The following is a 26,798-nucleotide window of genomic DNA, read 5'->3' on the forward strand; positions in this document are numbered from 1 at the left end:
ACGACCAGGTAGGGAATGGCCTCCGGGCAGCGCCAGTAGGCGCGCGGGCTGCGCTGGCGAAAGGCGTTGAAATGCGTCGCGAAGTTGATCCCGGCGATCAGCATGAACACCATCGCCACCATTTCGACGGCGACGGAATCAAAGTGCGCGAAGCCGTCGTCCCAGGTGGAAAACCCGCCCAGCCCCATGGTGGTGGCCATGTGGCACCAGGCCTCGAACCACGACAGCCCGGCCAGCCGGTATGCAATGAAGCAGAGGATGGAGAACACGAAATAGACCGCGTACAGGGCCTTGGCCGTGCTGGCGATGCGGGGCGTCAGCCGCTCGTCCTTCATCGGCCCCGGCGTTTCCGCCCGGACCACCTGATGGCCGCCGACACCCAGCAGCGGAAGAATGGCCACCGCCAGCACCAGGATACCCATGCCGCCGATCCAGATCAGCGTCGCCCGCCATAGATTGATCGACGGCGGCAGCGTGTCCAGGTTGGTCAGGACCGTGGCGCCGGTCGTGGTCAGACCGGACATCGCCTCGAAATAGGCGCCCGTGAAGGACAGCGGCAGTCCGGCGCCATGGAAGTACAGCAGCAGCGGAATGGCCGCCAGCAGCGGCAGGCCCGCCCAGACCGCCGACACCAGCACGAAGCCGTCACGCGCCCGCAATTCGCTGCGGTTGCGCCGGGTCAGCGCGGCCAGGCCGCCGCCAATGCCGACAGAGATCAGGAAGCCGTCTCGGAAGGCGTCGCGCGCCGCGTCGCCCCCCACATAGGCGATGAACAGCGGAATCAGCATGGTGAGGGCGAACATCACCATGGTGAGGCCCAGTATGTACAGGGTGGCCAGGACGCGCTTCATGGAGGTCTATCCGGCCGCGCGCGGCCCACACAAGGGGCAAAGAGCGCGGCGCATCAGAAAAAGGACGCCGAAACCTGGAACAGCTTTTCCACGCGCGGCATCTGCTGGCGCGAGGGCACGAAGACGATGACGTGGTCGTCGGTTTCGATCACGGTGTCGGCGTCCGGCAGGATGATTTCCTCGCCGCGCACCAGCGCGCCGATGCTCGCGCCCTTGGGCAGGCTGATCTTGCCCACCGCGCGGCCCACCACCTTGGACGTGGAACGGTCACCGTGGGCGATCGCCTCCAGCGCCTCGGCCACGCCCTGGCGCAGCCGGTGCACGGCCACCACGTCGCCGCGGCGCACGTGGCGCAGCAGTTCGCTCATGGTCGCCTGCGACGGCGACACGGCGATGTCGATGTGGCTGCCCTGCATGAGTTCGCCGTACGCGTGGCGGTTGATCAGCGCGATCACCTTGCGCGCGCCCAGCCGCTTGGCCAGCAGCGACGACATGATGTTGTCCTCGTCGTCGCTGGTCAGGGCCAGCCAGGTGTCCATGTCCTCGATGTTCTCGCGCTCGAGCAGCGCCTCGTCGGTGCCGCTGCCGTGCAGGACCAGCACGCTGTCCGGAAGCTGGGTGGCCAGGTATTCGCAGCGCTTCAGGTCGTGCTCGATGATGCGGACGCTGTATTTTTCCTCGGCAAGCTGGCGCGCAAGCCGCAGGCCGATGTTGCCGCCGCCCGCGATCATCACGCGGCGCACTGCGCGCTCGGCGTCGCGCAGCTTGCGCACGGCGCGGCGCGCGTGGTCCGAATCGACGACCAGCACGACTTCGTCGCCCGGGGCGATGACGGTGCCGCTGCCGGCCCGCAGGGGACGGCCGCCGCGCAGCACGTCAATGACGCGCGCCTTGACGTCCGGCCACACGTCGCGCAGCTTGTCCACGGACGAATGCGCCATCGGGCTGCCATGGCCCACCCGGACGGTCACGACGCTGACCCGGCCTTCGGCGAATTCCACGACCTGCAGGGCCTCGGGGAACTCGATCAGGCTTTGCAGGTAGGTGGTGACGCTGCGCTCGGGGCTGATCAGCGCGTCAATGCAGAAGCCTTCCTCGCTCATGAGTTCCGGATGCTCGGGAAACTCAGCCGAGCGGATGCGGGCGATTCGGCGGGGAATGTTGAATAGCTGTCGCGCGATCTTGCACGCGACCATGTTGGCGGAGTCGGACGCCGCACAGGCAATGAAGAGATCGGTGTCGGCGGCGCCGGCGTTTTCCAGAACGGAAACCTGCGAGCCGTCACCCAGGACAACACGCAGGTCAAAGTGCTCTTGCAGGTACTGCAACTGGGCGGGGTCGGAATCGATGACCGTGATGTCGTTTTGCTCGGACACCAGGTTTTCCGCCACGCTGGTGCCTACGCGACCAGCGCCCATGATCAGGATCTTCATGTGCTGCGCTTGCGCGCGGACTCGATGCCCAATTGCTTGAGCTTGCGGTAGAGGTGGGTGCGTTCCAGCCCGGTCCGTTCGGACACGCGCGTCATGCTGTGGCTTTCCCTGACCAGGTGGTATTCAAAGTAGATGCGCTCGAATTCGTCGCGCGCTTCGCGCAGCGGCTGGTCCAGCGAGATGCTGCCGAGCTGGCCGTTGGACGTGGCCGGCACATCGTTGGCGGACACGGCAGCCAGCGCGGCGGGCGGATCCAGTTCGTCTTCCAGCGCGACGACCGGGCTGGCGACGGCCGGATTGGCGGCGGCGGGCGCCGCATGCGGCACGCGGCCACGCGCCAGGCCCGCGGCCACGGTCTTGAGCAGACGCTGCAGGGTGATCGGCTTTTCTAGGAAATCCATCGCGCCGATGCGCGTGGCTTCGACCGCCGTGTCGATGGTGGCGTGGCCGCTCATCATGATGACAGGCATGTCCAGCAAGCCTTGCGAGCCCCACTCCTTGAGCAGGCTGACGCCGTCGGTGTCGGGCATCCAGATGTCCAGCAACACCAGATCGGGACGCATGCGAAGACGGGCAGCGCGCGCTTGCGCCGCGTTTTCGGCCAGCTCGACCGTGTGTCCCTCGTCGTAAAGGATTTCCGACAACAGTTCGCGTATACCGACTTCGTCGTCAACCACCAGAATTCTGGCCATAAAGCATCCACCTATTGCGTAGCCGCATTATCCTTTTCTTGCGCGGTGGCGTCCATAGTGTCGGACCCGGGCGCGAGCCGGGTCAACAGGATGGAAATCCGCGCCCCTCCTTCCTTGCGGTTGGCAAGGTCGATACGTCCGCCATGCTCTTCCACGATCTTGCGGACGATTGCCAATCCTAACCCAGTCCCGTGGGACTTTGTGGTTACGTAGGGCTCAAATGCGCGTTGCATGACCTGCGGCGGGAAGCCCGGACCGGTGTCCGCCACCGTGAAACGCAGCGCCTGATCCGCCACGCGATCGGGCTGTTCGCTGCGCATGAGCTGGGTCGTCACGCTGACGCGGCCCTGCCCGCCCAGTTCCGCGATCGCGTCGCGCGCATTGGAAAGCAGGTTGTGGATCACCTGCCGGAGCTGGGTCGGATCCCCCTCGATATCAGGCAGATCCGCGCCCAGACTCACGTCCAGATTCATGGCCTTTTCCGTCAGGCGCGACGCAGCGCCGTCAGGCTCCCAGCCGTAGAGCGACAGCACGTCCGCCACCAGCGCGTTGAAATTGATGCGCTGCATGACGGCGGGCGGCGTGCGCGCATACTCGCGGAAGTCGTCCACCATCTGCTTGAGCGACGCCACCTGGTTCACGATCGTGTTTGTGGAGCGCGCGACGATCTGCGCCTCGGCGGGCGGCAGTTTGCCTTCCAGCTTCATGGCCAGCCGCTCGGCCGAAAGCTGGATCGGGGTCAGCGGATTCTTGATTTCGTGGGCCAGGCGGCGCGCCACCTCGCCCCACGCCACCGTCCGGTTGGCGGAAATCACTTCGGTAATGTCGTCGAACACCACCAGGTAGCCGTTGCCGCGCCCGTCCACGCGCAAGTGCGTGCCGCGCGCCAGCAGGGTCAGCGGTTGGGAGACGGTCTCGCCGTCGGCCTGGGCGGGTGCAATCTCGAATTGCTGCTGCCAGTGCTGGCGCTCGGAGCCGACCGCCGCGTGCGTCGAAAACGCCTGGCGCACGATGTTCGCAAATTCCAGCATGCCGTCCGCCGTTTCGAGCGGGCGGCCGATGACCGAGCGCAGGTCTGCGCCCAGGATGGTCTGGGCGCCCTGGTTGACGGTGGTGACGCGGAACGCTTCGTCGAACACCAGCACGCCGGAAGACAGGTTGGACAGCACGCTTTCCAGATAGACGTTGGAGCGTTCGAGCTGCTGGCGGTTGCTTTCGACCATGCGGCGCGCCTCGTCGAGCTGGCGCGTCATGGCGTTGAACGAGCGCGTGAGCTGGCCGACTTCGTCACGCTCCGGCGGCTCTGGCAGGGGCCGGTAGTCGCCCACGCCCACCGCCTGCGTGCCGCCCGCCAGGCTGAGCAGCGGGCGCACCAGCCGCTTGGACAGGGACAGCGCCACCGCGATGGCGCCGAACGCCGCCAGCAGCAGGGCCAGCGTCAGCGTGATGCCGTAAAGCTTGCGCAGGCCCAGACGCGACAGCGCCAGTTCCTGGTAGTCCCGAAAGCCCTGCTGCACGAGGTTGGCGTTATGCGCGATCTGCTCGGGCACCGGCTGCAGCAATTGCAGCCAGCGCGGTTCAGAGGCGGGACCCAGCAGGTTGTCGTAGCGGTCCGGGCCATTCAGCGGGATCACCACGCGCAGGTGCAGACCGCCTTCGGCGCCCGCGGTGACCGGATCGTCGGCTTCGGCCGCGGAATACCCGCGCGCCAGCCGCAGCTGGTTCATCACCGTGGACGGCGGCATGGCCGGCAGCAGCTGGCCGTACTGGCTGGTCGAAAACGCCACCATGCGGCCGCTGCCCGTGAACACCATGGCTTCCTGCACGCCGTTGGCCTCGCGCAAGCGGGTCAGCGCCAGCGTCACGCCGCTGTCGGTGCTGCGGTTCAATTCCACGGCCATCGAGCGGGCGCGGGCGTCCAGGTCGGCCAGCAGCGAATCCAGCGCGGCGCGGCCCAGGTTCAGGCCGGCTTCCAGCGCCGTGTCCACGCGCACGTTGAACCAGGATTCGATCGAGCGCGACATGAACTGCACCGACACGGTGTAGATGAGCGCGCCGGGCACCACGCCGATCAGGGCAAACGCCAGGGAAAAACGGGCGGTGAGCCGCGCGCCGAACTGCCGGCGCCGGATCTGCCGGGCAAGCCGAACTGTCAGCGCCACCACCCAGATAAAGAGCGCCAGCGCGAAAATGCCGTTCAGGACCAGCAGCGTGTCGTAGTAGCGCGCAAAACGCGAGGCGTTTCCGGTGGACCAGGCCAGAAGGCCCAGCAGCGCCAGGCCGCTCACGGCGCCGACCATCAGCGCCAGTCGAAGCAAAAGCCTCATGAGGGATCTTTCTCCTTGTCGCCCAGCATGAACGAGAACTCCATCCACGGCGTCGCCTGCGCCCACGAACTGCTGTTCAGGGCGTTGACCTGAAACGGCCGGGACAACAGCGACGTATCCAGCCTGAGGCGCACCTGCCCGTTGTATTGCGACCCTGCATCGAACTCGCCGGCCTTCGCGACCCGCCAATTGCGGATATGCCGGATGGTGCTCATGGCGTCGTCCAACGAGGCCACCGGAAAGGACAGCTCGCCCACGCCCGCCCGCCACTGGCGGGTCAGCGCGTTATAGACCACCCGCCAGGTGCGCGACGTGTCCACCAGCGACTCGTCGAACCAGTACCAGCGTTCGCGGGTGATGGTCAGGTCGGCCGTGAAATACAGGGCGACGCCGCGCTGGGCGGCGTCGCGCAACTGCTGATTCAGTTCGAAGTCGATGTCCGCGTCGATTTCCAGGTTGCCGTCGCGCACCATCGGTTCCACGCGCGTGACGCGCGGCTCGGACGCGTGAGCCAAGCCACCCGGCGCAGTCAAAAGCACGGCAGATACCAGCAACAACCCAAGAAATACGCGCGAAATAATGGACATACGGCACCGGAACTACGTCATGCCCCTATTCTTCGGGATTCAGGACTGCTTGGCAAACAAGGCGTAGAAAAACCCGTCGTGTTGCGCCGCGGGTGTTGCATCGACCGCAACTGGCAGCAATTGGCCGGGCGCATCCAGACGGGTCGCGTCGGGATGGCGCTGCAGGAATTCCAGGGCCTGGCGCGTGCCTTCGATCGGGAATACCGAGCACGTCACATAGAGCAGCCGGCCGCCGGGCGCCACGGTGGACCACAGCGCGTCCAGGATCCGGGTCTGCAGGCTGGCGGTGCGGCGCAGGTCGTTTTCGCGGCGCAGCCAGCGGATGTCGGGGTGGCGCCGGACGATGCCCGATGCGGTGCACGGCACGTCGGCCAGCACCGCGTCAAAAGGCTTGCCGTCCCACCAGGCGTCCAGGTCGGCGGCGTCAGCCGCCTTCAGCAGGACGTGGTCACCGCCCAGCCCCAGCCGCGCCAGGTTCTGTTCGACGCGGCCAAGGCGGTCGGCGTCGGCGTCCAGGGCGAGCAGGTCGATGTCGGCGAGTTCAAGCAGGTGCGCCGTCTTGCCGCCGGGCGCCGAGCAGGCGTCCAGCACCCGCATGCCGTTGGCCGGCGCCAGCAATTCGGCCGCGAGCTGCGCGCCCGCGTCCTGCACCGACCACCAACCCTCGGCAAAGCCGGGCAGTTGCGTCACCGGTTTGGGCGTGGCCAGCACCACGCCGGACTGGCCCACGGCTTCTGCCGCCAGACCCGAATCTTCAAAGGCAGCCAGCACCTGTTCGCGCGTGGCGCGGCGGCGGTTGACCCGCAACGTCAGGGGAGCCGGCAGGTTGGACGCCGACAGGATCTCGCGCCATTGCTTCGGATAGGCCACGGTAAGTTGCTTGACCCACCAGCCGGGATGATTGAATTGCGCCTCGGGGCTGTCGGCCACCGCGGCCTCCAGCGCGGCGCGTTCACGCAGGAAACGTCGCAGGCAGGCGTTCAGCATCCCCTTGTAGGACGCCAGGGCGCGCGACCCGGCGGCGGCCGTCACGGCCTGGTCGACGACCGTGTGCGGGGCGTAGACCGGCATGCCGGGCAGGGCGACGGCCGCATCGCCCTCTTCCTTGAGCAGCGTGAGCGACACCAGCAGCAGGGATTCGAACAGCACGCTGGGATACCGCTGCACCATCTCGCGGCCGACGGCGTCGGCCCAACCCAGATAGCGCATCGCATGGAACGACACGGCCTGCGTGGCCGGACGCAGCCCGCCATCGACCTCGGCCAGCGCCTCCGTCAGCGAGCGCCCGTCGAGCACGTCCTCCACCACCCCCGCGCTGGCAAGAAGAACGGAAGAAAGCGGAGGGGCCAGATTGGGGGAGTCAGGACGGGTGGACATGGTGCGAAATCAAAGAGTAAGACCGCTATGGTAGCCCGGACCTGGACGGACGGCGGCCCGCGCGGCACACTGGCTCCCTGCCCCGGAGCCCCGTCATGTCCCTCGCCACGCTGCTGTTTTTCGTCCTGGCCTCTGCCGTCGCCATCATCACCCCCGGTCCCACCACGCTGCTCGCCATGAGCAACGGCTCGCGCCACGGCGTGCGCGCCGCCTGCTGGGGCATGGGCGGCGCGGTGCTGGCGGACCTGGTCCTGATCGGCGCCGTGGCCTGCGGACTGGGCGTGCTGCTGGCTGCCTCCGAGGTCGCCTTCCAGATCGTCAAATGGGTGGGCGCGGCGTACCTGGCATGGTTGGGCTGGAAGCTCCTGCGCTCGGACGCGGCGCTGACCCTGCCGCCCGAACACGCCCGCGATAGCCGCCCGGCCGGTCTGACACTGGGCCTGCGCAGCTTCGTCGTGGCCCTGACCAACCCCAAGGCCCTGCTGTTCATGTCGGCCTTCCTGCCCCAATTCATCAACCCCGCCGCCCCCCTGCCCGCCCAATACGCCATCCTGGCCGGCGTGCTGGCGCTGCTGAACGTGGCGACGATGCTGGCCTACGCGGCGCTGGGCGCGCAGATGGTGCGCGCCTTCCGGGCGGGCGGCCTGCGCTGGCTGAACCGGATCTGCGGGGGGATGCTGATCGGACTGGCGGGCACCCTGGCGCTGTATCGCCGTACCGCGCTTGCGTAAATCCCCGCTCCGGCGGGGGTTTCGGATGTTCATTCGGCCGATCGCCGTATCTACCGCGCTAACCACCGTCACGTGGTAGCGGCGCCGAGAATCCAATCCCTAAGCGCGGAAATTTTCGGGTTGTCGTGCTTGGCCTCTGGATAGACCAGGTAATAGGCGAAGGTTTCCATATGGGTCGGTTTCGCGAGCATGACGAGGCGCCCTTCGGCCACGTCGAGCGCCACCATGGCGGCCGGGAGCAGGCCCGCGCCTTGGCCAGCGACCACAGCGCTAAGCAGCAGTCCGGAGTCGTCAAAGGAGGGGCCGCGGGGAATCCCAACCTCGTTGATGCCTTGTGCTTGAAACCACAGGCTCCAGCCCTTTCGGTCAACGTCGTGAACCTGCGGCCAGCGCGTCAACTCGTCAGACCGCTCCGGCATCCCCAGGCGCTCAACAAGCGGCGGCGCAGCAACGGGCACCATTTCAACGGAAACGACGCGATAGCTCCGTAAGCCAGGATAGCGACCGACGCCATGGCGCACGGCAAGATCAACGCTGTCACGCGAGAAATCCACCAATGCGCCGCTGGTGAGGATCTGAAGGTCGATTTCAGGGTGGGCTTGCTGAAATGACTTCAGACGTGGAACGAGCCAGGCCGACGCAAAGAACGGAGTGACGCTGATCGTCAGGTTACCGGTGTCGGCGGCGACAGCCACGCGCCTGGAGGCTTCGGCGATCTGACGGAAGGCGTTTCGGATGGGGGGCAGATAGTCCCGGCCTGCCTGGGTCAACAGGATTCCCCTATTCACCCGCTCGAACAGCTTCACGCCAAGATGGTCCTCCAGGTTTCGCAGCATCTGGCTGACGGCTCCCGGCGTAACGCACAACTCTTCTGCTGCAAGTTTTACAGAGAGATGCCGAGCCGCGGATTCGAATGCTCGCAATGCGTTCAGCGATGGAAATTTTCGATGGTTCATTTAGAAAATCTAATGTGAATCTCGGAGAAAGACTGGTTTGTTAATGCAGCCAGATAGCCAATATAGTGCTTGCAGCGCATTTAGGCGTGCAGCCCATTGCTTTGATACCAATTAGCCAAACTATCGTGATGCGATTGAGGTTGGTGTGTTCAACGCTCATTGGGCCAACGACCGACGCCGCCCACGGAGATCAACATTGACCAACGAATCCATTGCATTGCACTACCTAGAACTCACGGAAGTCGCGGATCTGATCCGCAATCGCGACGTCTCTTCTCGAGAGGTGACGCAAGCGCAGCTCGACCGGATTGCCGCGCTGGATGGTGAGTTGCACAGCTACGCGCTGGTGATGGCGGATGCCGCGCTCGCCCAAGCGGACGTGGCCGACGCGGAAACGGCGGCCGGGCATAGCCGCGGGCCGCTCCATGGCGTTCCCATCGCGATCAAGGACCTCTGCCAGATCAAAGGCTTTCCGACGGGCGCCGGCATGGCGGTCCATCGGCATGTCGTTTCCGATGAAGACGCGACGGTTGTACGGCGCTTGAAGGAGGGCGGTGCGGTGTTGCTCGGCAAGCCTCAACTCACCGAGGGCGCCTATTCCGATCACCACCCATCCGTAACACCGCCCCGAAATCCGTGGAATGCCGACTACTGGCCCGGTATTTCCTCTAGCGGCTCGGGCGCGGCGACGGCGGCGGGTCTTTGCTACGGGTCGCTTGCGTCCGATACCGGGGGTTCCATCCGCTGGCCCGCGGCCGCCAATGGCGTGACGGGATTGAAGCCCACCTGGGGACGGGTCAGCCGTTACGGCGTTATCGAGCTGGCGCCTTCGCTGGACCATGTTGGAACAATGGCGCGCAGCGCCGTGGATGCGGGAACATTGCTCGGTGCAATAGCCGGCGGCGATCCAAACGACCCGACGGCGCTGCTGGATCCCGTGCCGGACTATCTGGCGACCATCATCGGGGATCTGCGTGGCCTGCGGATTGGCATCGATGCCGTCTGGAACAGCGACGATGTCGATGCCGGTACGCAGGCGGCCCTTGCTGAAGCTCTCACGGCATTCGCAGACCTTGGGGCTGAGATTGTCGACATAGAATTCCCGGACGTTACCCAGGCGGTCGCCGACTGGGTGCCGAACTGTGCGGTCGAGGCCGCCGTCGCACACAAGGCAACATACCCGGCGCACAAGGACCAATATGGCAGCGTGCTCGCCTCGGTCATCGAGGCGGGACATGCGGTCTCGGGCACGCAATATCAGGAGATATTGCTGCGGCGCATGGCGTTTCGTGGCCAAGTGGAAGCGCTCTTCGGCAAAATCGACCTGCTGCTGACGCCGGTTCAGCCATTCGCGCCGCTGACGCTCGCCACGGTTCAAACGCTCGGCGAACAACCGGGCCTGATCGCCAAGCTGCAACGATATACCTGCCCGTTCGATATGTCGGGCCATCCCACCCTGACCATGCCCGGCGGCTTCACTCAAGCGGGAATGCCGATCGGCTTCCAGCTCGTCGCCGGCCATCTCGGCGAGGCGAAATTGGTCCGAGCCGGTGCGGCGTTCCAGCGCGTTTCGACATGGCATCGCCGCCACCCGGTGGCGTGACATGACGACCACACCCACCAATCGCCTCTTTTACGGCTGGATCGTCGTCGCGGCAGCATTCGCCATCACCTTTGTCGGCTTCGGCAGCGCCTATACGTTCAGCGCCTTCGTTCCGTCGTTGCAACAGGACTTCGGGGCATCGCGGGGCTCGGTGTCGCTCGTCTTTTCTCTAGCGGGATTTCTGTATTTCGGTCTGGGCGTTGTGAGCGGCCCGTTGGCCGATCGGTGGGGCGCGCGGAGCCTTGCCATGCTAGGCATGGCCCTGGTCGGCGCTGGCCTTGCGCTCGCCAGCGTCGCGCGCACCATTCACGAAGTCTATGCCGCCTACGGGCTTGGTGTCGGTCTTGGCATCGGTTGCGCCTATGTGCCGGCCGTCGGGGCGGTCCAGCGCTGGTTCCTCAAGCGCCGAGGCTTCGCGTCCGGCATCGCGGTGAGCGGCATCGGCGTCGGGACACTCGTGATGCCGCCACTTGCCTCGTGGATGATCGACATGCTGGGTTGGCGGGGGGCTTATCTGGCGCTGGGCGGCCTCGCCGCGATGATCGGTGTCGGCATGTCCTGGCTTATTGCGAATGATCCTCGCGACAAAGGAACCGGACCTGACGGGGTTCCCCTTGTGGTCAATCAACCTGGAGCGGCCCGTATCGGAGCTTCGGTCGGTGAAGCGGTCAGATCCCCGCAATTCGCCGCGCTATATTCGGCCTGCCTGATCTGCTCGTTCGGCGTTTTCGTGCCTTTCGTGCATCTCGTGCCCTATGCGCAAGATCATCACATCGACCAATCCGCCGCCGTGCTGCTACTCGGCGTCATCGGTGTTGGCAGCACGCTGGGGCGCTTCTTCCTCGGCGGCCTAGCCGATCGGGTCGGACGCCAATCGTTCCTTCTGATGATGTTCATCGGGATGGCTGCCGCGCTCGCGATCTGGGCTATTGCATCCAGCTTCTGGCCACTCGCATTCTTTGCTTTGCTCTTTGGTCTCTTTTATGGCGGCTGGGTGGCGATCCTGCCCGCCGTGGTCATGGATCACTTTGGCGGACGCAATGTCAGCGGCATCATCGGAATTCTCTACACCAGCGTGGCGATCGGTACCTTGATCGGCCCCACCGCTGCCGGCTTCATCTTCGATATGAGCCACAGCTACACGCTACCCATCCTCGTGAGCGTGGCCGCGAACGTCATCGCAGCAATCGTGGTGGCGACGTTCGCCTTGAAGAAGCCAGTGAAAATCGCGTTGGAGAAAGCATCACGATGAAAGCACCAACATTTGTTCGCAGCGTAGAAGCGTTTAGTCGGGTGCTCCTCTCCTGCGAATCCCTGCCGTTTCGGATCTGTCCCTTCAAGCTACCCGCGAGCCACTTCCGACACTGACGGCGGATGGCTGCATTGACCCGCTTGCTCTTCGTGTCTGATCCCTCGCTCGCTGAATCTTAAGTAGCTGTAAACTATAGGTTTTGTCTTAACGAATTGGATTTCCAGATGGAAACGAAGCGGGCCCCGAGTGTAGCTATGGTGTCGTTAGGGTGCCCCAAAGCCCTGGTCGACTCCGAACGCATCCTGACCCAGCTGCGCACCGAAGGCTACGAAATCACGCCGGAATACGACGGTGCCGACGTGGTCGTCGTGAACACCTGTGGCTTTATCGACAGCGCCAAGGCCGAGTCGCTGGAAGCCATCGGCGAGGCCCTTGCCGAAAACGGCAAGGTCATCGTGACCGGCTGCATGGGCGTCGAGGAATCGGTGATCCGCGACGTGCATCCCAGCGTGCTGTCGGTGACCGGCCCCCAGCAATATGAAGAGGTCGTGCGCGCCGTGCACAGCGCAGCGCCCCCGCGCACCGACCACAACCCCTACGTGGACCTCGTGCCGCCGCAGGGCGTCAAACTCACGCCGCGCCACTACGCCTACCTGAAGATCTCCGAAGGCTGCAATCATCGCTGCAGCTTCTGCATCATCCCCTCGATGCGCGGCGACCTGGTCAGCCGTCCCGTGGGCGACGTGCTGAACGAAGCCGAGCGCCTGGTGAAGGCGGGCGTCAAGGAATTGCTGGTGATCTCGCAGGACACCAGTGCATACGGCGTGGACATGAAGTACCGCAGCGGCTTCTGGAACGGCCGCCCGGTCAAGACGCGCATGACCGAGCTCTGTATGGCCTTGTCCGAAATGGGCGTCTGGACGCGTCTGCACTACGTGTATCCGTACCCGCACGTGGACGAAGTGATCCCGCTGATGGCCGAGGGCAAGATCCTGCCCTATCTGGACATCCCGTTCCAGCACGCCAGCCCGCGCATCCTGAAGCTGATGAAGCGCCCGGCCTTCGAGGACAAGACGCTGGCGCGCATCAAGCGCTGGCGCGAAATCTGTCCGGACCTGACGATCCGCTCGACCTTCATCGTGGGCTTTCCCGGCGAAACCGAGGAAGACTTCCAGTATCTGCTGGACTGGATGCAGGAAGCGCAACTCGATCGCGTGGGCTGTTTCCAGTATTCGCCCGTCGAAGGCGCGCCCGCCAACCTGCTGGACGATCCGGTGCCGGATGACGTCAAACAGGACCGCTGGGAACGCTTCATGGCGCTGCAGCAGACCATCTCGGCCGAGCGCCTGGCGCTCAAGGTGGGCCGCGAGATCGACGTGCTGATCGACGAGGTCGACGAAGACGGCGCCGTGGGCCGCAGCGCCGCCGACGCGCCCGAGATCGACGGCTGCGTCTACGTCAGTTCGGACAAGCCCCTGCAACCGGGCGACATGGTGCGCGTGCGCGTCACCGATTCCGACGAATACGACCTGTGGGCCGACGTGGTCTGATTCAGGGCCACTTCGGACAAACGCCGTCCGGCGCATCGCGCGCCGGACGGCGTTTTGCTTTGATGACTTAAGGCCGCATCACTTTTCCAGGAAGTCCGACAGGTCGTCGGCATGTTCCTCTTCGACCGCCAGGATTTCCTCGAGCAGACGGCGCGTGGTGGAATCCTGCTCGCCGATGTACTCGATCATCTGGCGATAGCTATCGATGGCGATCCGCTCGGCGATCAGGTTTTCCTTGATCATCTCTTCCAGCGTGTTGCCTTCGACATATTCCGAGTGGCTGCGTTCCAGCAGCCCCTTGGGCGACAGGTCCGGCTCGCCGCCCAGCTGCACGATACGCTCGGCCAGCTTGTCGGCGTGCTCCTGTTCCTGCGTCGCATGTTCGGCGAATTCCGCGGCGACGGGTTCTGCATTCAGGCCGCGGGCCATGAAGTAGTGGCGCTTGTAGCGCAGCACACAGACCACTTCGGTCGCCAGCGCTTCATTCAACAGCTTGAGCACGGTTTCACGGTCTGCGCGATAGGTGTCGGTGACGGCTCCGGACTCGATGTCCTTGCGCGCCTTGGCGCGGATCGCCTGCACGTCCATGTTGAACGGACGATTCGTTTGCTGCGGGGTGCGGGTTGCTTGTTCCATATCGTTAGCTCCTCTAGTCAGTGAAAGCAGCACGACGCTGGACTTCCAGTCGTTTTCGCAATATTCAGTCTACCGGCCATGCCGGAACATGCTGTGTCCAAACATTGCCCGTGCGCCGCGGCCTGGCCGCGCCGGCCGCAAAAAGGCTCCTGCGCAACCTTGCGTAAACTATCGGCTTCGCGAAAGGCATCGTGACGCAATCTGTAACGCGGCCGGCAATTTCCCACCGTTTTTATGACTCTGAAGAATATCTGCGTGTATTGCGGCTCCAACCCGGGCACGCGCCCGGACTACGTCGAACAGGCCCGCGTGCTGGCACGCGAACTCGTCAAGCGCGACCTGGGCCTGGTGTACGGCGGATCGATCGTCGGCATCATGGGCGTGGTGGCCAATGAAGTGCTGGCCGGCGGCGGCCGCGTGATCGGCGTGATTCCCGAGCTGCTCCTGAAGAAAGAACAGGCGCACCTCGGGCTGACCGAGCTGCACATGGTGCAGAACATGCACGAGCGCAAGGCCATGATGATGGAGAAGTCCGACGGCTTCATCGCCCTGCCCGGCGGCGCCGGCACGCTGGAAGAGTTCTTCGAGGTCTGGACCTGGGCGCAGTTGAACATGCACCAGAAACCCTGCGGATTGCTGAACGTCGCCGGGTACTACGATGCCCTGATGCAATTCATCGACCACACCGTGGAAGAAGCATTCATCCGTCCCCAGCATCGAGACATGCTGGTGGTGGAAGAAGACCCCGCCTTGCTGCTGGATCGCTACGCCATTTACGAGCCGCCCAACGTCTCGAAATGGTTCGATCCGGTCAGAAAGCCCTGACACCGACGCTTGAGACCTGAACGGAAGCCCCTCGCAATGCCCACCGATTCGTTGTTCCCCGCCTGCACCGAGTCCGTATTGCGCGACTATTTTCACGCGAAGGACGAGAACCGCCCGCATTACATGGCCCGCGCCTTTGCGTCCGACGCCGTGCTGAAGATGGCCCTGCGCACGCAGGCCATCGCCTTTCCGCCCGAATCGCATGGCCTGACCGCCATCACCGACACGCTGGTGCGCAAATTCGGCCAGACCTACGACAACGTCTACACCTATTACCTGTCGCGCCCGGCCGCCGACACGCGACTGTCCGAATACCACTGCGACTGGCTGGTCGGCATGACGGAAAAAGCCACCGGCAACGTGCGCGTGGGCTGTGGCCGCTACGACTGGGAGTTTCAGCCCGACCCGTATCGCGCCAAACGCCTGACCATCACGATCGAAACCATGGTGAGCCTGCCGCCCGACAATACGGCCGCGGTGTTCGGCTGGCTGCTGGCCCTGGACTACCCCTGGACCAGCGCGGCGCGCGTGGTCGCCGGCGCCCCGCCGCTTGAAGACCTGGCGCCGGTCGTGCACTATCTTCTTCACCCGCACGGCGTGTAGGGCTCGCGCAAGGCGCCTGTGGAACGGGCGCCCTTGCCCGGCCTGCCGGCACTGGATTCCAAGAATTGAAATACGACATTGCAGCCTTCGACTTTGACGGAACCCTGGCAGACACCATGCCGTGGTTCAACTCCATCCTCAACACCGTCGCGGACAAATACAACTTCCGCCAGATCGATGCGGCCGAGCGCGAGCAACTGCGCAGCCGTGATGCGATGGAGATCCTGAAGTACCTGAACATCCCGCTGTGGAAGCTGCCCGCGATCATGACGCACGTGCGCACGCTGATGCAGGACATCGATCCCAGCGTCCAGTTGTTCGACGGCATCCCCGACGCGCTGTCCCGCCTGAAGGCGGGCGGCCTGCGCCTGGCAGTGGTCAGCTCCAACTCCGTCGAGAACGTGCGGCGCGTGCTGGGCGAAGAAACCGCCGCGCTCTTTGACGACTACGAATGCGGCACCGACCTGTTCGGCAAGGCCGCCAAGATCGACCGACTGCTCAAGCAGCACGGCACCGCGCCGGAGCGCTTTCTGCTGGTGGGCGACGAAATGCGCGACATCGACGCGGCCCGCAAGGCGGGCGTGCGCGTCGGATCGGTCGCCTGGGGCTACAACCACCCGGACGCCCTGCGCGGCCGCGGCCCCGATGAACTCTTCCTGACGGTCGAAGACCTTCCCAACGCACTGGCGTAACGCCCAGATCCCATGCACACCGATCCCGCCCACCTGATTACCGACGCCGACGCCCTGCAAGCGCTTTACGGTTCGCCCGGCGAAGCCTCCCTGAAAAAGGAGGTGGACCATGTGCATCCGCACTACCGCGCGTTCATCGAGGCCGCGCCCTTTGCATTGCTGGCGACCGCGGGCCCGGACGGATTGGACGCCTCGCCGCGAGGCGATCCCGCCGGCTTCGTCGTAGTGGAAGACGAAAAGACGCTGCTGTTGCCCGACCGCCGCGGCAACAACCGCGTGGACAGCCTGCTCAACGTCATCGCCGATCCGCGCGTGGCTCTGCTGTTCCTGGTGCCGGGCGTGGGCGAAACGCTGCGCGTGAACGGCGAGGCGCGCATCAGCGTCGACCCCGCGCTGCTGGCGCGCTTCGAGATGGACGGCAAGCTGCCGCGCTCGGTGCTGATCGTCGACGTGCACAAGGTCTACTTCCAGTGCTCGCGCGCGCTGCTGCGCTCGCGCCTGTGGGACCCGGCGACGCAGATTCCTCGCACCGCGCTGCCCAGCGTCGGCCGGATGCTTTCCGACCTGACGTCCGGCACCTTCGACGGCGTGGCCTACGACCGCGACCTGCCCGCCCGCGTGGCCGGTTCGCTCTACTGAATCCCGAGGCGCGCATGGCACGCAACGTCGAAATCAAGGCGCGGGTCGACAGCCTGGACGCCATCGAACACCTGGCCGCGGCGCTGTCCGGCAAGGAACCGGCGTTCATCGACCAGGACGACACGTTCTTCACGTGCGCCAATGGCCGCCTGAAACTGCGCGCCTTCGCGGATGGCTCGGGCGAGCTGATCTTCTATCAGCGCGCCGACGACAGCGGTCCCAAGGAAAGCTTCTACGTCATCTCGCCCACGGACGCCCCCGACACCCTGCGAGAGGCGTTAACGCACGCCTACGGCGTGATCGGCCGCGTAAGAAAGCACCGCACGGTATTCATGTCCGGACGCACCCGCATCCATCTGGACCGGGTCGAAGGCCTGGGCGAATTCCTGGAACTGGAAGTGGTGCTGCGCGAGGACGAAACCGACGAGGCAGGCATGGAAGAAGCCCGCACGCTGATGGCCGGGCTGGGCGTCGCGCCCGCGCAGTTGCTGTCGGGCGCCTACATGGATCTGCTGGCGGCGCGCCGCGAGGGCTGATCCCTCGCGCGCCGCCGGTGTGATCCGTGTCGGGACGGGTTCAGGCCGGCTGCCAGCCGCGCACGAACACATCCACGGATTGGCGCTTGCCGCCCGCCTTTTGCAGCTCCAGCAGGCGCAGCACGCCCTGGCCGGTGGCGATGTCGATGCCGGTTGCATCGGCGCGCAGCACGCTGCCGGGCGCGGCCGTCGTGGCCTCGTCCAGCGCCTCGGCGCGCCAGACCTTCACCGCGTCGGGCAATCCCGGCAGGCGGATGCTGGCGCCGGGTACCGGATTGAACGCACGCACGCGGCGCGCCAGCAGTTCGGCGGGTTGCGTGCCATCGAGCGCGGCCTCGGCCTTGTCCAGCTTGGCCGCGTAGGTCACGCCCTCTTCCGGCTGCTTGCGCGCGGTCAGGCCGCCCTTGGCCAACGCCTCCAGCGCTTCGACGATCGCTTCGCCGCCGGCTAGCGCCAGCGCGTCATGCAACTGCGCCGCATTGGTTTCATCGGAGATCGGCACGATGCGTTCGAGCAGCATGTCGCCCGTGTCCAGACCCTGGTCCATCTGCATGATGGTGACGCCGGTGCGCGCATCGCCCGCCTCGATCGCGCGCTGGATCGGCGCCGCGCCGCGCCAGCGCGGCAGGAGGCTGGCGTGAATGTTCAGGCAGCCCAGGCGCGGCAGGTCCAGCACCCATTGCGGCAGGATCAATCCGTACGCGGCCACCACCATGACATCGGGCGCCACGCTTTCCAGCAGGGCGCGCGCCTCGGCGGCCTCGTCGGGATAGCGGCCATCCAGGCGCAGGCTGCGCGGCTGGGCGACGGCGATGCCGGCGTCCAGCGCGGCCTGCTTGACCGGGCTGGGCGTGAGCTTCAGGCCCCGCCCCGCCGGCCGGTCCGGCTGCGTCATGACCAAGGGAATTTCGTGGCCGGCCGCCCGCAGGGCGTCGAACGCGATACGGGCGAATTCCGGGGTGCCGGCAAATACGATGCGCATGAAGTGGACTGCTGAAGAGATGAACGGAGGCGGCAGGGCAAAGACGGGCCGAAGTCCGGCCCGGGGTCAGGCGCGCAGCGCTTCCCGCTCGGCCTTCTTGAGCCTTGTCTTGATGCGATTCTGCTTGAGGTTCGACAGGTATTCGACGAACACCTTGCCTTCCAGGTGATCCAGCTCGTGCTGCACGCACACGGCCAGGAGGCCGTCGGCTTCGAACTCGAACGGCTTGCCGTCGATGTCCAGCGCCTTGCAGCGGATGCGCGACGCGCGTTCCACTTCGTCGTAGACGCCGGGAACAGACAGACAGCCTTCTTCGTAGATCTTGTAGTCGTCGCTGCGCCAGGTGATCTCGGGATTGATCAGGGTCAGCAGCGAATTGCTGTCCTCGGACACGTCGATCACGACGACGCGCTCATGCACGTCGACCTGGGTCGCGGCTAGACCCACACCCGGCGCGTCGTACATGGTTTCGGCCATGTCGCGCACGAGTTGGCGGATGCGGTCGTCGACCTCGGCAACCGGCTTGGCCTTTTTGTGCAAGCGCGGGTCCGGGTAGCGAAGGATGGGAAGTAAAGCCATTGAAAGGGGATCGCCAGTAGTGATGCGTAGGCGAGAGTTTAATCCATTAGAGTCTTGATTTCTAATAGCTTTCGGCTAATCCAGGGATTGTGGACATTGCTGCGGCACCATTTTTCGGTGCGTTCTCTCCGCTGGCTCGGTGCGCGCATATCCGTCCACCCCGCGCCCGCGGCCACGCGCGGCGCATGCGACACTCTCGGACCCCCGACGCTTTTTCCGCGCCCTTTCCGCCCGTTTCATGCCGCTGACGCAATCTTCCGAAGAACTCGCCGCCTGGCTGCGCTTGTCCCTCGAACCCAACATCGGTTCGGCCACCGCCTGCATGCTGCTGAGCGCGCTGGGTCTGCCCGACCAGATCTATGCGCAACGCGCCACGGCGCTTGCGCGGCACCTGCCCGAAGCGCTGGCGCGCCAACTGGCCGCGCCCATGCCGGCCGACATGGCGGAACAGGTGGAGCGCGCGCTGGAATGGGTGCAGGCGCCCGGCCGCCACATCCTCACGCTGGCCGATCCCACCTATCCGCAAAGCCTGCTGACCATCGCCGACCCGCCGATCCTGCTCTACGTCGCGGGCGACCCGGCCTTTCTGCAAGGCCCGTCGCTGGCGGTCGTTGGGGCGCGCAACGCCACGCCCGGCGGGCAGGAAAACGCGCGCGCCTTTGCGCGGCACCTTGCCGGCGCGGGCTGGCGCGTCGTCAGTGGCCTGGCGCTGGGCATCGATGCGGCGGCGCATGAAGGCGCGCTGGACGCGGGTCCTCAGGGTGCCGGCACGGTGGCGGTCATGGGAACAGGCATCGACCGCATCTATCCGGCCAGCCATCGCGATCTGGCGCATCGCATCGCCGCGCACGGTGCGCTCGTGTCGGAGCTGCCGCTGGGCACGGGCGCGCGGCCGCAGCACTTTCCCAAGCGCAATCGCATCGTGGCGGGCCTCGCGCGCGGCGTGCTGGTGGTGGAAGCGGCCAAGCAGAGCGGATCGCTGATCACGGCGCGGCTTGCCGGTGAATGCGGCCGCGAGGTCTTCGCCATCCCGGGCTCGATTCATTCGCCGCTGTCGCGCGGCTGCCATGCCCTGATCCGCCAGGGCGCCAAGCTGGTCGAGACGGCCATGGACATCACGGATGAATTGGGCGGCGGGCCCACGCCGTCGCAGCCCGCCCGCAAGGACGCGCCCGCCGCGCTCCCCTCACATCCCGTGCTGGAAGCGTTGGGCTTCGACCCGCTGCACCTGGATGCCATCCAGACGCGCTGCGGGCTGGAAACGGCCGCCCTGCAGACGCAACTGGTCGAACTGGAATTGCAGGGCCGCATCGCCCGCCTGGATGACGGCCGCTACCAGCGTTTGCACTAGCACCGCAGCGGGGTCAGATGCGATGGCGCTAATATGTTCGGCAGCGCCGCAGTCTTGTAGCGCCGGTCACCCAATACCGATACAGGAAGAGACATGGCATTGCCCTCCCGCGTGAAGATCGTCGAGGTATCGCCTCGCGATGGTCTGCAGAACGAAAAGGAATTCGTCCCCACCGACATCAAGGTGGAACTGGTCAACCGCCTGGCTGCCGCGGGCTTCCCCAATGTGGAAGCCGCGTCGTTCGTGTCGCCCAAATGGGTGCCGCAGATGGCCGACGGCGCCGACGTGATGGCACGCATCGAGCGCCGGCCCGGCACCATCTACTCGGTGCTGACGCCGAACATGAAGGGCTTTGAAGGGGCGCTGGCCGCCCGCGCTGACGAGATCGTGATCTTCGGCGCCGCCAGCGAGGCCTTTTCCCAGAAGAACATCAACTGCTCCATCGCCGAATCCATCGCGCGCTTCGAACCCGTGGTGCAGGCCGCGCGCGAAGCCGGCATCCGCGTGCGCGGCAGCATCAGCTGCGCGCTGGGCTGTCCCTACCAGGGCGAAGTCCCCGTTGAAGCCGTGGTCGACGTGGCGCAACGCTACCTGGCGATGCAGGTCGACGAGATCGACGTGGCCGACACCATCGGCGTGGGCACCCCCAAGCGCGTGCGCGAAGTCATGGCCGCCGTCACGCGCGTCGTAGACCCGGCGCGCATCTCCGGTCATTTCCACGACACCTATGGCCAGGCGCTGGCCAACATCCTGGCGGCGCTGGAAACCGACATCTCCATCTTCCACACCTCGGTGTCCGGCCTGGGCGGCTGCCCCTACGCAAAGGGCGCCACCGGCAACGTCGCGACGGAAGACGTGCTGTACATGCTGCGCGGCCTGGACATCGACACCGGCGTGGACTTCGACGCCGTGGTCGACATCGGGCAATGGATGTCGGGGCACCTGAACCGCAAGGGTTCCAGCCGCGCCGGCAACGCCATTGCCGCCAAGCGCGCGGCTTGATCACCGCCGCATGACCCGCACCGCATGACCACTCAGAATGCCCCCAACGCGCCCGAAGACCTCGCGGCGCTGCTCCGCGACATCGGCCCGCTGCCCCTGTCGGGCCAGGCCTGGCCGGACTGGGTGCGCATCCTGACGTGGGTGTTGCTTGCCGTGCTGGGCGTGCAGGTCGTCACCACCGCGATCCGCGCGCCCTCGCAGCCTTTCGACACGCTATTGGCGGTCGCCGTGGTGCTGTGCTTCGTGGCGCTGCTGTTCGTGTCGTGGCACATGCAGACGTCGATCACCACGATCGACGATCACGGCATCAGCCAGACCTGGTTCACTCGGCGCGAAGTGGCCTGGGAAGACGTGCGCTTCGCGCGGTTTGTGCCGATGGTGTTTTCGAAGCGGCTCGTCGTGTTCACGCACCGGGGGAAGCCGGTGATTTTTCAGGGCGGGACGCGGGAATTGCGCGGGGCGTTTGTGAAGATCGCGCAGGTGTATCGGCGCGGTTAGTCAAACTCTGCGTGTCTGACACCTCGTGTGTCTGACACCAGCCATATCTAAACAACCGTCAAGACAAAGACGACCGTCAACACCATGACGACCGTCCAAAGTTAGCCGGTGTCAGACACACGAGGTGTCAGACACGCGGGGTTATCTGATTGGCAACGCGTACATCAACCCGCCTTGCGTCCACTGCGCATTCAACCCGCGCTTGATCTTCAGCGGACTTCCCTCACCCACATTCCGCTCAAAGCTCTCGCCGTAGTTGCCCACCTGCTTGACGATGTTGTATGCCCACTTTTCGTCCAGTCCCAGGTTGGCGCCGCTGCCGGGCGTGACACCCAGGATGCGCTTGATGTTGGGATTGGCGCTCTTGGCCTGTTCGTCCACGTTCTTGGACGTCACGCCGTATTCCTCGGCTTCGATCATGGCCGACAGCGACCAGCGCACGATGTTCAGCCACGCGTCGTCGCCCTGGCGCACGAACGGGCCCAGCGGTTCCTTGGAGATGATCTCGGGCAGCACGACGTAGTCGTCGGGATTCTGCAGCTTGGAAATACGGATCGACGCCAAGCCCGATGCATCGGTCGAGAACACGTCGCAGCGGCCGGACGCGAACGCGTTGACGACTTCGTTGAAGGTCTCGATGACGACCGGCTTGTACGACACGTTGTTGGCGCGCGCCCAATCGGCCAGGGTGTTCTCGTTGGACGTGCCGGTCTGCAGGCAGACCGTGGCGCCGTTGATTTCCTTGGCGCTCTTCACGCCCAGCGACTTGGGCACCAGGAAGCCCTGGCCGTCGTAGAAGTTGATGCCGGCGTGGATGATGCCCAGCGCCGTGTCGCGTTGCTGCGTCACGGTGGTGTTGCGCGTCAGCACGTCGACTTCGCCGGATTGCAACGCGGTGAAACGTTGCTGCGAATTGAGCGGCACCACCTTGATCTTGTTTGCGTCGCCGAAAACCGCGGCGGCGATGGCGCGGCACAGGTCCACGTCCAGGCCCTGCCATTTGCCTTGCGCGTCAGGGGCGGAAAAGCCCGCAAAGCCCGTGGTCGTGCCGCAAGCCACGGCGCCGCGCTGCTTCACGACGTCCAGCGTTGCCGCCTGCGCGCCCTGCGCCGCCGCCATCAAGAGCGCCGCGCCCACCAACCCTTTTGCAATGTTCATGACCTGGATTCCTTTCTGCTACCGGGCGCGAAAGCGCGCCAAGGCAAGAAGCTTATAGACATGAAGCGCCCCAGCCAAATAACGAGCGCTTATTTAGGTATGCCGCCGGCGGGCGCCGGCGGCCTGCGCAGAAAGGATAGCAATGCGGGGCGGGCGTGACGCTGCGCGCCGTCAAGCCGCCAGCGAGATCGATACCGGTTCGTTGGCCTGGCAGGCGTCCAGCGCGCGGCCCAGGCGGACCATGCCTTGCGCAATCTGGCTTTCGTTCATGGTGGCAAACGACATGCGCATGGCGAACAGATCGGCCTGCGCCGCGTCGGCGTAAAACGCCTTGCCCGGCACGTAGACCACCTCGTGCTCGATGGCGTAGGGCAACAGGCGCGTCGCATCCACGTCGCCCGTCAGCCGCGCCCAGAAGAACATGCCGCCCTCGGGCTTGCTGAAGGTGATGCGGCCGTCCAGTTCCCGCGCCAGCGAGTCAGCCATGGCGGCGCAGCGCAGGCCATAGGCGGCGCGGATGCGCGGCACGTGTTCGTCGTAACGGCCGTTGGCCAGATACTGGGCGACGATTTCCTGGATCCAGGCCGAGGACGCCATGTCGTCGGCCGCCTTGGCGCCGACGCAACGGCGGCGGATCTCGGGCGGCGCGACCAGCCAGCCGATACGCAGCGCGGGCGCCATCGTCTTGGACATGCTGGCCATGTACACCGCCCAGTGGCGGGCCTCGCCCTCGGCCAGCGCCGCGATGGGCGGCACGGCTTCACCGGCAAAGCGCAGTTCGCTGTAGGGGTCGTCCTCGACGATCAGGAAGCGATGCTTGACCGCCAGCTCCAGCAAGCGCAGCCGGCGCTCGCGCGTCAGGGTGGCGCCGCAGGGATTCGAGAACGAGGCGACGACGCAGACCATCTTGGGTTTCACGCGCGCGGCCAGTTCGTCCAGCGCGTCCACGTCGATGCCGTCGGGTCCGGACGGCACGGTGTGCACCGTGGCGCCCGTGTAACGCAAGGCCTGCACGGAGTTCGGGAAGGCCGGCGATTCGATGATGGCGTGATCGCCCGGCTGCAGCATCACGCGGGTCAGGAGCGCCAGCGCCTGCTGCGAGCCCCCCGTCACGACCAGTTCCGTGTCGGCATTGCAGTGCAGGCCCCGCGCCGCGGACAGGCGCGCCAGCTCATGCCGCAGGCTGGCCTGTCCGTCGATGTTGGAATACTGCAGGCAGGCGCCCAGCCGGGCCGTGACCTGCGACGAAGCGATCGACAGCCCGTCCACGTCGAACAATTCCTGGGCCGGATAGCCGCCGGCAAGCGAAATGGTGCCCGGACGCATGGCGTAGGGCATGAGCGATCGGATGGGCGAGGCGGGGGGATTCAGGAACGGCGTGGCAAAGACGTATTCGGGCGCTGCACTGGACATGGCGAAGGGCTTGGTAGGAGGGGGGAACGTGTCGCCCGAATGGGCGGCGCCGGACGGCATAGAACTTTGAAATATAAACAAATCTCCGCAAATTCTAAGCCTGCCGATCAGACAGGGTCAACGGCGGGGTTCAAGGCGCCGGACACCCGTGCTGCGGCAGGCCCGGAACACGTCCTACACTATGGGACTTCCTGTTTTTGCCAGAGAGCTGCATGACCGCCGAAGACACCATGGCCGGGCGCCTCGCCCAGATCCAGCAACGCATCCGAGAGGCCTGCGAGCGCGCGGGCCGCGATCCCGGCAGCGTGACCCTGCTGCCCGTCAGCAAGACCTTCGGCGAGGACGCGATCCGCGAGGCGATGGCGCTGGGCCTGACGCGCTTTGGCGAAAACAAGACGCAGGAGATCCGCCAGAAGGCCGTCGCGCTGGAAGGACTGGGTCTGCAATGGGTGCTGATCGGCCACCTGCAGACCAACAAGGCCAAGGACGCCGCCCGCGACGCCGCGGAAGTGCAATCCCTGGACCGCGTGGACCTGGCCGACGCCCTGCACCGGCGTCTGCAAAATGAGGGTCGCACCCTGGACGTGCTGGTGCAGGTCAAGACTTCGTCCGAACCCAGCAAATTCGGCATGGAGCCCGAGGAGGTTTCGCCGTTCCTGCGCCGCATTGCCTCGGAGTATCCGACGCTGCGCGTGCAGGGCCTGATGACCCTCGCGGTCAACTCGCCCGATCCCGATGAAGTCCGCGCCTGCTTTCGCGCGCTGCGCGAGCTGCGCGATGGGCTGGTTCAAGAAAACATTCCCGGCGTGGCGCTGGACCGCCTGTCGATGGGCATGAGCGGCGACTTCGAACTGGCCATCGAGGAAGGCTCGACGGAAGTCCGCATCGGTTCGGCCATCTTTGGCGCGCGGCACTATCCGGATCCGCAATGACGCGGACTCGTGCGGACTGACGCGGACTTGTAGCGGCTGCAATAGGCGGGCGCGCGGCGGTTTGAGGGGGCCCAATTCACGGGCCCCTTTTTGCGTAGGCGCAAGGCATAATAGCGACGCAAAAAAATGCGGCGCTAGTTGACGTCGATCAACACGCGGACGCCGCGCTCACGATACCCCGCACGAGGAGACACTTCATGCACAAGCAAGCAAAGCGCCTGCTGGCGCTTGCCGCCCTGTCGCTGGCCGCCACCGCGGCTTCAGCCCAATCCTGGCCCACGCAACCGGTCCGCTGGATCGTTCCCTACCCCGCCGGCGGCGGCACCGACGTGGTCGCACGCACGGTCGCGAGCAGCCTGGAAAAGACGCTGGGGCAGACCATCGTGGTCGAGAACCGTCCGGGCGCCGGCACCATCATCGGCGCCACGGCCATTGCCCAGGCGGAACCGAACGGCTACCTGGTCGGCACCGCCGATTCGGGCACGCTTGCCTTCAATTCGTCGCTGTACGCCAAGCTGTCGTACGACCCCGCCAAGTTCACCTACATCGGCGGCATCGCCAAGTTCCCGCTGCTGCTGGCCGTGAACGTCAACTCGCCGTACAAGACGGTCGAAGACGTGCTCGCCGCGGCCAAGAAGGAACCGGGCAAGCTGACGTCGGCCTCCGCCGGCGCGGGTTCGCCGCATCACCTGGCGCTGGAACTCTTCAAGCAGCGCACCGGCGCCAACGTGCTGCACGTCCCCTACAAGGGCGCCGCGCCCGCCATCCAGGATCTGCTGGGCGGCCAGGTGGACATGATGTTCATCGACCTGGGCTCGGGCCTGCCCAACGTCAAGGCCGGTAAGCTGCGCGTCCTGGCCGCCGCCACGCCCGAACGCGTGACGGTGCTGCCGGATGTGCCGACGATGGCCGAACAGGGCGTCTCCAATTTCACGGCGTATGCCTGGCAAGGCCTGGTCGGCCCGGCCGGTCTGCCTGAAGCGGTGGTGAAGAAGCTGTCCGCGGATCTGGACGCCACGCTCAAGTCGCCCGCGGTGTCGCAGAAGATGCTGGACATGGGCGTCATCCCCATGCCGATGTCGGCGCAGGACTTCAAGACGTATGCCGATCAGGAGCGCAGCGCCTGGGCGGACGTCATCAAGAAGGCGAACATCAAGCTGGAGTGATCGCGCTGGCGTCACGCAGCAATGGGAAAGCCGCGGTCATCAGACCGCGGCTTTTTTCATGGGCATGCTTGGGACGGTGTCAGACACCCAGCGGCGTGCTTCGGGCGGTGTCAGACACCCGACGGAGATGGTCGTCAGCTTGCAGCCGTATCTCATCGGGTGTCTGACACCTGGGTCATCTCAACGGGTGTCTGACACCTGGGTCAGCGCCTATTGGCGTCCTGACAGACGGATCACCCCGCCACGACCGGGATCTGCCGGGGCTGCGCCTCGCGCACGCGGGGGATGCGCAGCGTCAGAAGGCCCTGCTTCAGGCTGGCGCTGATCTGCGCGCGGTCGAACTCCTGTCCCAACCGGAACGACCGGCGAAAGAGCGGCGCGCGCATTTCGCCCAGCACCAGCCGCAGGTCGCCGGGCGTCTCGACCG

The 26,798-nt window shown here is 65.6% G+C and carries 27 protein-coding genes; 14 read left to right on the forward strand and 13 right to left on the reverse strand.

What is annotated here, in order from left to right; all coding sequences use genetic code 11:
- The 6 genes from RT697_RS21255 to rsmB all read right to left on the reverse strand — a co-directional run.
- On the reverse strand, positions 1-851 hold an 851-nt coding region (locus RT697_RS21255), incomplete at its 3' end, for a potassium transporter TrkG (RefSeq protein WP_313701566.1).
- Between the two features lie 53 nt (positions 852-904).
- Entirely contained in the window at positions 905-2,284 is a 1,380-nt protein-coding gene (gene trkA / locus RT697_RS21260) for a Trk system potassium transporter TrkA (protein WP_312436667.1), read from the reverse strand.
- Positions 2,281-2,976 (reverse strand): response regulator, encoded by a 696-nt coding sequence (locus RT697_RS21265; protein WP_313701567.1) that lies wholly within the window; start codon positions 2,974-2,976, stop codon positions 2,281-2,283. The genes trkA and RT697_RS21265 overlap by 4 nt, the downstream gene beginning before the upstream one ends.
- 11 nt (positions 2,977-2,987) lie before the next feature.
- The gene (locus RT697_RS21270) at positions 2,988-5,303 is read right to left on the reverse strand and encodes an ATP-binding protein (RefSeq protein ID WP_313701568.1); all 2,316 of its coding nucleotides are present in this window, start codon (positions 5,301-5,303) and stop codon (positions 2,988-2,990) included.
- Positions 5,300-5,890: a DUF4390 domain-containing protein gene (locus RT697_RS21275; RefSeq protein ID WP_313701569.1), complete on the reverse strand. Its 591-nt coding sequence runs from the start codon at positions 5,888-5,890 to the stop codon at positions 5,300-5,302. The genes RT697_RS21270 and RT697_RS21275 overlap by 4 nt, the downstream gene beginning before the upstream one ends.
- Before the next feature lie 39 nt (positions 5,891-5,929).
- Entirely contained in the window at positions 5,930-7,267 is a 1,338-nt protein-coding gene (gene rsmB / locus RT697_RS21280; protein WP_313701570.1) for a 16S rRNA (cytosine(967)-C(5))-methyltransferase RsmB, read from the reverse strand.
- Between the two features lie 95 nt (positions 7,268-7,362).
- On the opposite strand from rsmB, the gene RT697_RS21285 reads away from it, so the two are divergent.
- Positions 7,363-7,998: a LysE family translocator gene (locus tag RT697_RS21285; RefSeq protein ID WP_313701571.1), complete on the forward strand. Its 636-nt coding sequence runs from the start codon at positions 7,363-7,365 to the stop codon at positions 7,996-7,998.
- Positions 7,999-8,066: 68 nt separating this feature from the next.
- Here the strand turns inward: RT697_RS21285 and gcvA are convergent, their stop codons facing one another.
- A complete protein-coding gene (gene gcvA / locus RT697_RS21290) occupies positions 8,067-8,954 on the reverse strand; it encodes a transcriptional regulator GcvA (protein ID WP_313701572.1) in 888 nt (295 codons plus the stop codon).
- 196 nt (positions 8,955-9,150) lie between these two features.
- Here gcvA and RT697_RS21295 point away from each other — a divergent pair, with 196 nt between their 5' ends.
- The 3 genes from RT697_RS21295 (at position 9,151) to rimO (ending at position 13,359) form a co-directional block, all read left to right on the forward strand.
- A complete protein-coding gene (locus RT697_RS21295; protein ID WP_313701573.1) occupies positions 9,151-10,557 on the forward strand; it encodes an amidase in 1,407 nt (468 codons plus the stop codon).
- A 1-nt stretch (position 10,558) separates the two neighbouring features.
- Positions 10,559-11,809, forward strand: a complete 1,251-nt coding sequence (locus RT697_RS21300; RefSeq protein WP_313701574.1) for an MCT family MFS transporter — start codon at positions 10,559-10,561, stop codon at positions 11,807-11,809.
- 224 nt (positions 11,810-12,033) lie between these two features.
- Positions 12,034-13,359, forward strand: coding sequence for a 30S ribosomal protein S12 methylthiotransferase RimO (gene rimO, locus RT697_RS21305; protein WP_409517473.1), 1,326 nt, complete (start codon positions 12,034-12,036; stop codon positions 13,357-13,359).
- 78 nt (positions 13,360-13,437) lie between these two features.
- On the opposite strand, the gene RT697_RS21310 is transcribed toward rimO, so the two are convergent.
- Complete coding sequence (locus tag RT697_RS21310; protein WP_313701577.1) at positions 13,438-13,995, reverse strand: ferritin-like domain-containing protein; 558 nt, start codon at positions 13,993-13,995, stop codon at positions 13,438-13,440.
- A gap of 234 nt (positions 13,996-14,229) precedes the next feature.
- Here RT697_RS21310 and RT697_RS21315 point away from each other — a divergent pair, with 234 nt between their 5' ends.
- From RT697_RS21315 to RT697_RS21335, 5 genes are all read left to right on the forward strand, one after another.
- Entirely contained in the window at positions 14,230-14,820 is a 591-nt protein-coding gene (locus tag RT697_RS21315) for a TIGR00730 family Rossman fold protein (RefSeq protein WP_313701578.1), read from the forward strand.
- A gap of 36 nt (positions 14,821-14,856) precedes the next feature.
- Positions 14,857-15,423, forward strand: coding sequence for a hypothetical protein (locus RT697_RS21320; protein WP_313701579.1), 567 nt, complete (start codon positions 14,857-14,859; stop codon positions 15,421-15,423).
- A gap of 65 nt (positions 15,424-15,488) precedes the next feature.
- Positions 15,489-16,115 (forward strand): HAD hydrolase-like protein, encoded by a 627-nt coding sequence (locus RT697_RS21325; RefSeq protein ID WP_313701580.1) that lies wholly within the window; start codon positions 15,489-15,491, stop codon positions 16,113-16,115.
- A gap of 12 nt (positions 16,116-16,127) precedes the next feature.
- Positions 16,128-16,754 carry a pyridoxamine 5'-phosphate oxidase family protein gene (locus RT697_RS21330; protein WP_313701582.1) on the forward strand — a complete coding sequence of 209 codons (627 nt, stop codon included), beginning with the start codon at positions 16,128-16,130 and terminating at the stop codon, positions 16,752-16,754.
- A gap of 14 nt (positions 16,755-16,768) precedes the next feature.
- Entirely contained in the window at positions 16,769-17,290 is a 522-nt protein-coding gene (locus RT697_RS21335; RefSeq protein WP_313701583.1) for a class IV adenylate cyclase, read from the forward strand.
- 40 nt (positions 17,291-17,330) lie between these two features.
- Here RT697_RS21335 and fmt read toward each other — a convergent pair whose 3' ends face one another.
- A complete protein-coding gene (gene fmt, locus RT697_RS21340; protein ID WP_313701584.1) occupies positions 17,331-18,272 on the reverse strand; it encodes a methionyl-tRNA formyltransferase in 942 nt (313 codons plus the stop codon).
- Between the two features lie 66 nt (positions 18,273-18,338).
- Entirely contained in the window at positions 18,339-18,851 is a 513-nt protein-coding gene (def, locus tag RT697_RS21345; RefSeq protein WP_313701586.1) for a peptide deformylase, read from the reverse strand.
- A gap of 238 nt (positions 18,852-19,089) precedes the next feature.
- On the opposite strand from def, the gene dprA reads away from it, so the two are divergent.
- From dprA to RT697_RS21360, 3 genes are all read left to right on the forward strand, one after another.
- Entirely contained in the window at positions 19,090-20,202 is a 1,113-nt protein-coding gene (dprA, locus tag RT697_RS21350; protein ID WP_313701587.1) for a DNA-processing protein DprA, read from the forward strand.
- Positions 20,203-20,295: 93 nt separating this feature from the next.
- Complete coding sequence (locus RT697_RS21355; RefSeq protein ID WP_313701589.1) at positions 20,296-21,204, forward strand: hydroxymethylglutaryl-CoA lyase; 909 nt, start codon at positions 20,296-20,298, stop codon at positions 21,202-21,204.
- Between the two features lie 24 nt (positions 21,205-21,228).
- On the forward strand, positions 21,229-21,702 hold the full coding sequence (locus RT697_RS21360) for a hypothetical protein (protein WP_313701591.1): 474 nt from the start codon (positions 21,229-21,231) through the stop codon (positions 21,700-21,702).
- Between the two features lie 141 nt (positions 21,703-21,843).
- On the opposite strand, the gene RT697_RS21365 is transcribed toward RT697_RS21360, so the two are convergent.
- Entirely contained in the window at positions 21,844-22,860 is a 1,017-nt protein-coding gene (locus RT697_RS21365) for an amino acid ABC transporter substrate-binding protein (protein WP_313701592.1), read from the reverse strand.
- Between the two features lie 171 nt (positions 22,861-23,031).
- Complete coding sequence (locus RT697_RS21370) at positions 23,032-24,273, reverse strand: PLP-dependent aminotransferase family protein (RefSeq protein WP_312436619.1); 1,242 nt, start codon at positions 24,271-24,273, stop codon at positions 23,032-23,034.
- Between the two features lie 212 nt (positions 24,274-24,485).
- On the opposite strand from RT697_RS21370, the gene RT697_RS21375 reads away from it, so the two are divergent.
- Both RT697_RS21375 and RT697_RS21380 read left to right on the forward strand, forming a co-directional pair.
- Entirely contained in the window at positions 24,486-25,205 is a 720-nt protein-coding gene (locus tag RT697_RS21375) for a YggS family pyridoxal phosphate-dependent enzyme (RefSeq protein ID WP_313701594.1), read from the forward strand.
- Between the two features lie 197 nt (positions 25,206-25,402).
- On the forward strand, positions 25,403-26,371 hold the full coding sequence (locus RT697_RS21380) for a tripartite tricarboxylate transporter substrate binding protein (RefSeq protein ID WP_313701596.1): 969 nt from the start codon (positions 25,403-25,405) through the stop codon (positions 26,369-26,371).
- Positions 26,372-26,604: 233 nt separating this feature from the next.
- Here the strand turns inward: RT697_RS21380 and RT697_RS21385 are convergent.
- A partial coding sequence (locus RT697_RS21385) for an Hsp20/alpha crystallin family protein (protein WP_313701597.1) occupies positions 26,605-26,798 on the reverse strand: 194 nt, incomplete at its 5' end.

Origin of the sequence: Achromobacter sp., assembly GCF_032113835.1 — a bacterium.
In the GTDB taxonomy this organism is placed as follows: Bacteria; Pseudomonadota; Gammaproteobacteria; order Burkholderiales; family Burkholderiaceae_B; genus Achromobacter.

Excerpts from the sequence above, each read along its gene's own strand:
- trkA (WP_312436667.1), bottom strand. The coding sequence starts at position 2,284 with ATGAAGATCCTGATCATGGGCGCTGGTCGCGTAGGCACCAGCGTGGCG.
- RT697_RS21265 (WP_313701567.1), bottom strand. The coding sequence starts at position 2,976 with ATGGCCAGAATTCTGGTGGTTGACGACGAAGTCGGTATACGCGAACTG.
- RT697_RS21270 (WP_313701568.1), bottom strand. The coding sequence starts at position 5,303 with ATGAGGCTTTTGCTTCGACTGGCGCTGATGGTCGGCGCCGTGAGCGGC.
- RT697_RS21275 (WP_313701569.1), bottom strand. The coding sequence starts at position 5,890 with ATGTCCATTATTTCGCGCGTATTTCTTGGGTTGTTGCTGGTATCTGCC.
- rsmB (WP_313701570.1), bottom strand. The coding sequence starts at position 7,267 with ATGTCCACCCGTCCTGACTCCCCCAATCTGGCCCCTCCGCTTTCTTCC.
- RT697_RS21285 (WP_313701571.1), top strand. The coding sequence starts at position 7,363 with ATGTCCCTCGCCACGCTGCTGTTTTTCGTCCTGGCCTCTGCCGTCGCC.
- gcvA (WP_313701572.1), bottom strand. The coding sequence starts at position 8,954 with ATGAACCATCGAAAATTTCCATCGCTGAACGCATTGCGAGCATTCGAA.
- RT697_RS21300 (WP_313701574.1), top strand. The coding sequence starts at position 10,559 with ATGACGACCACACCCACCAATCGCCTCTTTTACGGCTGGATCGTCGTC.
- rimO (WP_409517473.1), top strand. The coding sequence starts at position 12,034 with ATGGAAACGAAGCGGGCCCCGAGTGTAGCTATGGTGTCGTTAGGGTGC.
- RT697_RS21310 (WP_313701577.1), bottom strand. The coding sequence starts at position 13,995 with ATGGAACAAGCAACCCGCACCCCGCAGCAAACGAATCGTCCGTTCAAC.
- RT697_RS21315 (WP_313701578.1), top strand. The coding sequence starts at position 14,230 with ATGACTCTGAAGAATATCTGCGTGTATTGCGGCTCCAACCCGGGCACG.
- RT697_RS21320 (WP_313701579.1), top strand. The coding sequence starts at position 14,857 with ATGCCCACCGATTCGTTGTTCCCCGCCTGCACCGAGTCCGTATTGCGC.
- RT697_RS21330 (WP_313701582.1), top strand. The coding sequence starts at position 16,128 with ATGCACACCGATCCCGCCCACCTGATTACCGACGCCGACGCCCTGCAA.
- RT697_RS21335 (WP_313701583.1), top strand. The coding sequence starts at position 16,769 with ATGGCACGCAACGTCGAAATCAAGGCGCGGGTCGACAGCCTGGACGCC.
- fmt (WP_313701584.1), bottom strand. The coding sequence starts at position 18,272 with ATGCGCATCGTATTTGCCGGCACCCCGGAATTCGCCCGTATCGCGTTC.
- def (WP_313701586.1), bottom strand. The coding sequence starts at position 18,851 with ATGGCTTTACTTCCCATCCTTCGCTACCCGGACCCGCGCTTGCACAAA.
- dprA (WP_313701587.1), top strand. The coding sequence starts at position 19,090 with ATGCCGCTGACGCAATCTTCCGAAGAACTCGCCGCCTGGCTGCGCTTG.
- RT697_RS21355 (WP_313701589.1), top strand. The coding sequence starts at position 20,296 with ATGGCATTGCCCTCCCGCGTGAAGATCGTCGAGGTATCGCCTCGCGAT.
- RT697_RS21360 (WP_313701591.1), top strand. The coding sequence starts at position 21,229 with ATGACCACTCAGAATGCCCCCAACGCGCCCGAAGACCTCGCGGCGCTG.
- RT697_RS21365 (WP_313701592.1), bottom strand. The coding sequence starts at position 22,860 with ATGAACATTGCAAAAGGGTTGGTGGGCGCGGCGCTCTTGATGGCGGCG.
- RT697_RS21370 (WP_312436619.1), bottom strand. The coding sequence starts at position 24,273 with ATGTCCAGTGCAGCGCCCGAATACGTCTTTGCCACGCCGTTCCTGAAT.
- RT697_RS21375 (WP_313701594.1), top strand. The coding sequence starts at position 24,486 with ATGACCGCCGAAGACACCATGGCCGGGCGCCTCGCCCAGATCCAGCAA.
- RT697_RS21380 (WP_313701596.1), top strand. The coding sequence starts at position 25,403 with ATGCACAAGCAAGCAAAGCGCCTGCTGGCGCTTGCCGCCCTGTCGCTG.